Annotated in this window: 5 protein-coding genes; 1 reads left to right on the top strand and 4 read right to left on the bottom strand. The window is 45.5% G+C overall.

Annotated features, from left to right (window positions below; translation table 11 throughout):
- Positions 1–293 precede the first annotated feature (293 nt).
- Genes H6G17_RS31705 through H6G17_RS31690 form a run of 4 tightly spaced genes read right to left on the bottom strand, consistent with a single transcriptional unit; the run spans position 294 to position 5,117 of the window.
- Positions 294–1,097 carry a DUF928 domain-containing protein gene (locus H6G17_RS31705; protein WP_192162642.1) on the bottom strand — a complete coding sequence of 268 codons (804 nt, stop codon included), beginning with the start codon at positions 1,095–1,097 and terminating at the stop codon, positions 294–296.
- 22 nt (positions 1,098–1,119) lie between these two features.
- Positions 1,120–3,474, bottom strand: a complete 2,355-nt coding sequence (locus H6G17_RS31700; RefSeq protein ID WP_192162641.1) for a CHASE2 domain-containing protein — start codon at positions 3,472–3,474, stop codon at positions 1,120–1,122.
- A 19-nt stretch (positions 3,475–3,493) separates the two neighbouring features.
- Positions 3,494–4,444, bottom strand: a complete 951-nt coding sequence (locus H6G17_RS31695; protein ID WP_192162639.1) for a DUF1822 family protein — start codon at positions 4,442–4,444, stop codon at positions 3,494–3,496.
- Between the two features lie 22 nt (positions 4,445–4,466).
- Entirely contained in the window at positions 4,467–5,117 is a 651-nt protein-coding gene (locus tag H6G17_RS31690; protein ID WP_192162637.1) for a sigma-70 family RNA polymerase sigma factor, read from the bottom strand.
- A gap of 255 nt (positions 5,118–5,372) precedes the next feature.
- On the opposite strand from H6G17_RS31690, the gene H6G17_RS31685 reads away from it, so the two are divergent.
- Positions 5,373–7,199: a filamentous hemagglutinin N-terminal domain-containing protein gene (locus H6G17_RS31685; RefSeq protein ID WP_192162635.1), complete on the top strand. Its 1,827-nt coding sequence runs from the start codon at positions 5,373–5,375 to the stop codon at positions 7,197–7,199.
- Positions 7,200–7,277 lie beyond the last annotated feature (78 nt).

Below are 7,277 nucleotides of genomic sequence, written 5' to 3'. Positions count from 1 at the left end.
TCTGCTTTTGGCGAGAAAATATATCGTCGAACCGACGACACCAGTTATCAAAACATGCTGGCATCGCTGCACTTACTTGATCTTTCATTTACGCTGCTCCTGTTGAGACTGACGTAAAACTACCTCGGTGACTGTATTGTATCTCTATTTTTTCTTACTTTTCTACAAAGTCCCACTAGGTTGGAGCAAATTAAGTCTTTAGCCAGCTTAAAGCCTGACGAGCAACGGCAAGTCTGGGATAGAAACGCCATATTCTATTATCCGATCTCAAGTTGACAATACCTTTTTTACTTCTAAATGCGTGAATTTTGACTTCTGAGTTCGTATCTTAATTCAGCACTACCAACTATTGGCTGTTGCCGAAGTTGTTCTAAACCAACACCTTTTGCATTTAATAAGCCAGCCCACTCCAGATCGATCTGAGCATTCACTCCATTGGTACGACGCAGTTGGGCTAGATGAGCTAAAGCATCGTACCAAATGCCGTTGGTGGCATAAACAGCATAATCCCGTGCTTTCGCGGCAAGTAACTGACTCTTGAGTGTAGGAGTCAGTGCTACCCGTTGTACCCACCCTTCAACAAAAATCGGAGTAGATCCTTGCTGCGGTTCGCAATAAAGCTTGAAGTACCAGCGATATGACTTGTTGATTTCTAGAGGTATGACTGTTGATGGGATGCTTATGCTAACAATCCCTGGCGTTTGAGGCAGCGTTACAGCAGTCCGATAAACGTCATTCCCCTGTTCTGACTGCAACACAAATTCTCCAGATGGTGCTTGTCGGGGAGAATAAGGCACAAAAAACCAAAAACTCGGACGCTCGGCAACTGTTTTGCCTAAATTAGTTTCGGGGATCAAGGCAGTTAGCGGCGGATCGATAGGTGGGCATGGGCTGCGGCTTCCTCCTCCAGTTCTGCGTCCTGGTCTGCCATAACCAGAAAAGTCGGGTTCTTGCTGACGCGCTTGCTTCAATGTAGAAACGTTGTTTGTTGGTCTTTGTGACTGCGCTAAAACTTGCTTGGGGTAACTTGAATAACTGGCAAATTCCCAAGTAATAGCAATGGCGATCGCGATTGGTAGTTGAGGTAACTTCAGCATGACGGTTTCAATGCACAATAATTTAATACTTGCGTTCGGGTTGGGTAATTTTATAAGTTACTACAGTTGCGATCGCGCTGGCGATTGCAGCCGGAATTAGCGGCAGCCAGCCTCCTTTAAGCAAAACCACAAAACAAAGTCCAGACAGAATACCAAGGGCAGTAGCGATCGCTAACCCTAGCAGGAGGGGAGATCGCCATCGCCAGCCCAGCACGCTTCCCACTAACGCCCAGCCCCACACCCAAAGATTTTCAGCCCACAGTGGCAACCACCATAGCAAGGGGCGGTCGTCCAAAACCGCACTCAGAATTTGACTCACCATGTGAGCGTGGATTGCGACTCCAGGCATTTCCCTAGGCTCGGTATCGCTACTGTAGGGCGTGGGATGATAATCTTTAAAACTTTTGGCTGTAGTGCCAATGAGAACGATCCGTTCCTTAACTAATTTAGGTAGTTCTGCATCAAGCGAGCCGCTGAAGATCTCGGAGAGAGTGACTTGCTGGGCAGATGGATCGGCGGCGCGGTAGTTGAGTAAGATTTGGTAACCGAGTGCATCCAACTGACGGTAGCCACCAGTCTCAGATTCGAGTTGCCTAAAAATAACATTGCCTAGTTGCCATTTTTTTTGCTCGATTCGTTGAGGTTGAATGCCTTTGGCAGCTAGATAAGTTTGCGCTACTTGGAAACTGAAAGATACCTTCGTTGCACAAGCAGACTTAGGGTTGATATCCATAAATAGTAGCTGGCGACGAATGACGCGATCGCTATCGACTGGGAGATCGCTAAAGCCGAGGCGGTTTTTTGGGATCTCCGGCGGAGAACCAATACCTGGATAATCGTCCTCGCCTGGATAATCTTCTTTTGCCCGCTCAACTTCGCATACAGCAATGAAGCGTTCGTCCTGCAAATAATTTTTTAATTTCTTCTGGTTAGGTTCTACTGGAAAATCGCGGTAGATATCTAATCCGATAACTTGCGGCTGGTGCGGTCGCAGCTTTTCTAGTAGCCGTGCGAGTGCGGCATCTGATAGACTTCGCTTCTCCTTTAGCTTTTGTTTCTGCACGTCTGCTTCGGTAACTTTCACGATCAGGAGGCGCGGATCTGGTGCTTCACGCGATCGCAGACGCAAACCCAGATCGAAAGCTTGTAACTCCCAGGTTTGTAGCATACCTAATTGCCGGACTCCTACCACCAGACCGGAGATCGCTACACTTGTCAAGAGTACTCTTCCCAATTTATGTGCGATCGCGCCAATCGCTCGATCTCTCTCAACCACAGAACTAACTTCCTGTGGAGCGTACCAATCTCTCCAAGCCGTCAGTGGTTCGGCTTGATTTTGATAGATCGTAGGTAGCCATGTCGCACAAGGATATTTGCTCTCTAATTTTTCTAGTCTTTCTCTTGCCTCTCGCACGGCAGTATACAGTGTTTGTCCCCCCGAAAAAGCCGAGAGAAAATACTTGAGAAACTCATGCGCCACTGCGTCCGCGATCGGTTCCCGCATGACAATGACTTGAGGAATATCCAACTCTGCGAGCGATCGCGCCAAGCCTAAACCATCGCAGGAGTTGAAAATTGCTAGTTTTAAACCATTCCCAATCGCTTTTCTGAGGGTATATTTTAATCGGTCGAGTGTTAAGCTATCTGTCTGATTTAGCTGGATCGAGCCTTGTTCTTGACTAGAACTATGACCCGCAAAAAAGAGAATATCCCAGTTCTGCCTTAAACAATCGTGTAATTCTTCTGGGGACGGCTCTTCTAAAAACCCAATCTCTGCTTCAGTTAACTGCTCTAAAATCAACCGATCTTGCTTTAAATTGAGTCCTTTGCTATTGCCAAAAATTGCTAAAATTCTCACTTTAGCTTTGAGTGTTTTTGCTAGCACTCTCTTTTTTCGTTTGTACTCTAAACCACTTAGAGCGATTTCTGCTTTCGGGTAGTCTTCACAGAACTTCCACAAATGCCAGGGCAGTTGTTGTAGCAGGCGATCGTTAGTTTCAATAATGACGCGAATTTCTTCGGCTGGGTCTAATTGCGTGCGTAATTGCCGCTCGATATGACGAAAAGGTTCAAAGTTTAGCCAGCTATTAATTTTACCTGACAACTGCTGGCATAAATCTTTAAACTCAATTTCTGAAACATTAGTTGTCCCTCCATCTGCGATTTCGAGTCGAGAATTTAGCTCCAAACGTTGACAAAGTGCTAAGTACACCAACTGCCAATTTCTATAGAGTTCTATAATCTCTGGCGCTGCTGGTAAACTACCATAAAACTGCATATAATGAGCATCGCCTTCTTCCCTAAGCTTTGCTGTGACGGTAGAAAAACCGTGATGTAACTCACCATTGCCCAAGCTTAAGACGACTAACTTACTCATTACCTCTGACAAAAAGCAATTAGATGATAAAGTTTTCCGTCACGACGATCTCGCCGTAAGCTACTTGAATTTTAAAACATTCTCCTGGTTTACCCCAAAACCGTCTCAGTTGAATGTAGTTGTCTTGACAGGGACGAGATACCGCTGATTGCAACATGTTTCCAGATTCACTCAGTAAAGCTAAACCAAGAGCTGGTGGTAAGTAATTTTCACTACCCGTTGGATGTACTTGTACTATGATATCGACTTGCCGATCGCTTTGGGGCGCGATCGCGATCAATAATGCGAGGAATTGGTTGCCGATTTGTAGACCTAAATCGAGCAGCTTGACTCCTTTGACGCTATTCTCAGATAGCTGGGAGGTATGGTTATGTCTGAAGGCTAGAGTCTGATGGTCTGTAGCTAATAGTGTTTCTAAAGACTGCCAACCGTTTTCAAACTGTTTCTCAAACCATCGGCTTAGTACCTGTAATTTACTTGGTTTTGTTTGCCCAATTTGCTGTAGCAATACTGGTAAATCGGCGATCGCTTGCAACTGCGAGATCGCCACTTCGCCATTTTCTGGAACTGTGGTAGTAAATCCCAGCAATGTGACTTCTTGTAGCGAATCGTCAAGCTGTACGGCTACGTAGCCAATCCGCTCTGACCAAACCTCCGGCGGGATGTAGATAACATCTGCTTGAGGCAGCACCGGACGACACTCTAGCTTACCCAAGTGAGGAATTTCTAGATCGGCAACATCCATCAGTGTTTGAAATACTAGATTACGACTGCAACTAGCCGCCCAATCGGTCTTTACTCCCAGGCAACGCAGGTAGAAATCAACCGCAGATACTGCTAGAGTATTCAAATATACTTGTTTTGCTTTGGCGCGATCGCGATGTTGTTGCCAAAACTGTTCGGCAATGTGGTAAGCTTCTACACTTAGAGGAACTTTGAAAGTTGAAACTACTAATAATTCTTTCGTCATGGCTATGCTGCTGTGGTAGAGATTAAATTTCTTCGAGATTTTCTCGAAGATGCTCTTGAATTTTTGGGGCGAACTTGGTTAAACAGCGCTGATAAAAACTGCTGAGAGTGGAAATTTTTATGCCAAAACTTGCGGAAATTTCCTGCCAAGACTTCGATTCAAGTCGTAGCTTTACTAAAGCGGAGAAATTAGCTTCTGGATAATTTTCGATGTAAGTTTTTTGATATGAATTTTCTGGGTCTGATTCTATACAGCTATTGATAATTTCTTTTAGGTCTGGCATTTCTTCCGGTGCAGCAAGACGAGCTAATTCAGATAAGGGTAGCTTCTGAATATCGCGGCTATCTAGCACTTTGGGAATTGCTTCTGGAAAAAATCGTCGTTGGAGCAGAAAATTACACCATGTCATTACATCTCCGCGTTCTGGATCGTACTTATCGATATTTTCGCAAATATATAACAACAGGTCTTGTTTTGCCTCCTGATAAATTTCTTCATAATGAGATGAGAAATTACCGCGTTGCGGGCGACAAAGCTTACCCGATCTCAAAATTGCTTGGACTAGCTGCCCTATAGCCATCTGTCGCTCTAGTGTTAGTGGTGGGTGCTGTTGGGCAGTCAATGCTAGCTGCTGGAGCGGCTCATCTGGTTGGTCAAACAAGGTTTGATTCATTGGCAATTTTAAGCAAGCTTCTATATTACTTCTCTCGTTTTTTTCGGCGATTTTATGCCAAACTTAAATCTTAGACAAAAAAAATTTGTCCGCGAGTTCGACAATGGCGACTGAAGCTTTGTGCAGTGCTACTTTCGCGGTAAAAACTAGAGAGAAATAGAGTCGTTTTACAAAGTCATTTATTTAAAGAAATGTTACTGAGAGCTGGCTTTAGTTCGCGCAACTACTGTGATTTGAAATAGGTAAGTTGACTTGATGAGAGCAATCTGTGTCAAATGGAGTGAGAAATTAGGAAGAGTAAGTTTTCTAGCAACAGGAGTAGCACTAGCCTGCTATTGTGGCAGTGCTAGCGCCCAGATTACGCCCGATAATACGATGGGCGGGGAAAATTCTACCGTCACATCGATAGGAGATGTGGATGCGATCGCTGGTGGTGCGACTAGAGGCGCTAACCTGTTTCACAGTTTTCAAGAATTTAATGTCGAGGATCGACGAGCTGCCGTTTTCACCAATCCGGCTGGGATAGAGAATATTTTAACGAGAGTTACAGGGGCTAACCCGTCCAATATTCTCGGAACGTTGGGTGTAGCGGGCAATGCCAATCTATTTTTGCTCAATCCCAATGGCATTATTTTCGGCGCAAATGCGCGGCTGGATGTAGGGGGATCGTTTGTCGGAAGTACGGCTAGTGCAATCGGCTTTGGAGAGCAAGGCGTTTTCAGCGCCACAAATCTGAATACTCCTGGAGTACTGACGATCAATCCTAACGCTTTACTATTTCATCAAATTCGTACCGCCGCGATTCAAAATAACTCAGTTGCTGATGCTGGTTTAAATCCATCTGTTGAATTTACAGCCACGGGTTTGCGCGTCCCAGACGGTAACAGTTTGCTGTTGGTAGGCGGGGATATAAATGTAGATGGTGGCGGATTGTCTGCTTTTGGTGGGCGAGTTGAGTTAGGTGGGTTAGCTGGTGCGGGAACAATTGGGTTGAATGGGGGTGGCGATAATCTGAGTTTGAGTTTTCCCGATGGTATAGAAAGAAGTGATGTTTTCTTGAGCAATGGCGCTCCAGTAGAAGTGACTGCTGGTGATGGTGGAAGTATCGCGATTACTGCTCGGAATCTAGAGATGACCGAAAGGAGTTTTCTATTTGCAGGAATAGCAAGCGGACTGGGTGACGATCTCACTCAAGCAGGAAATATTGAGATTGATGCAACGGAAGCAGTGAATCTTAAGAACCAGAGTTCAATTGGTAATCAGATACTACCAGAAGCAAGAGGACAGGGAGGTAATGTCAATATCAGTGCCAGCAGCTTGCGGCTTGAGAGTGGGTCACAAGTAAGTAGTTCTACGTTTAGCACGGGTAAGGGGGGAAATTTAACTATTAATGCTGATGACGTGCAACTGATTGGAAGTAGTGCCTTGGGTTCTAGTGCCTTGGGTTCTTCGGCAGAGCCAAACTCAACTGGAGATGCAGGCGATTTGACGATTAACACTCACACCTTGCTCGTACGCGACGGAGCGCAGGTCAGTGCTGGTACATGGGGTACGGGCAGGGGGGGGAATATCAGCATTAGTGCTGACGAAGTACAAGCGATCGGTACAAGTGCTGACGGTCAGGCTCCTAGTGGCTTAAATTCTGCCGCACAGCCAAACTCAACTGGAGATGCAGGCAATTTGACAATTGACACTAATAACTTACTCGTGGCAGATGGAGCGCAGGTAGGTGCTGGTACATTTGGTGCGGGCAAGGGCGGAAGTTTAACCGTTAATGCTAACGATGTAAAACTGATTGGTACAAGTGCTGATGGTCAAATTTATAGTGTCTTATTTGCTGCCGCAACGCGAGATTCGACAGGAGATGCAGGTGATTTGACGATTAACACCAATCATTTACTCGTGGCAGATGAAGCTACCGTAGGCGTGGAGAGTTCTGGAACAGGAACCGCAGGTGATATGAGATTAAATGCTCTCTCTATTCGATTAGACAATAACGCCTTACTCTCCGCTAATACACGTAGCCCACTTGTTGACCCCGACTCGGAACAAGCAACAATTACTAACCAGAGCAGGGATTAGTTAACATAAAAAAGTAGCTAAGTCTGGAGTGTGCCATGAAACTCAAAGACGCTCGCCATATGTCAGCCTCTGCCCAAG

Source organism: Chroococcidiopsis sp. [FACHB-1243] (assembly GCF_014696895.1).
In the GTDB taxonomy this organism is placed as follows: Bacteria; Cyanobacteriota; Cyanobacteriia; order Cyanobacteriales; family Chroococcidiopsidaceae; genus Chroococcidiopsis.
Note: the sequence above shows the minus strand (reverse complement) of the source record. Positions and strands in the feature narration are given on the sequence as shown.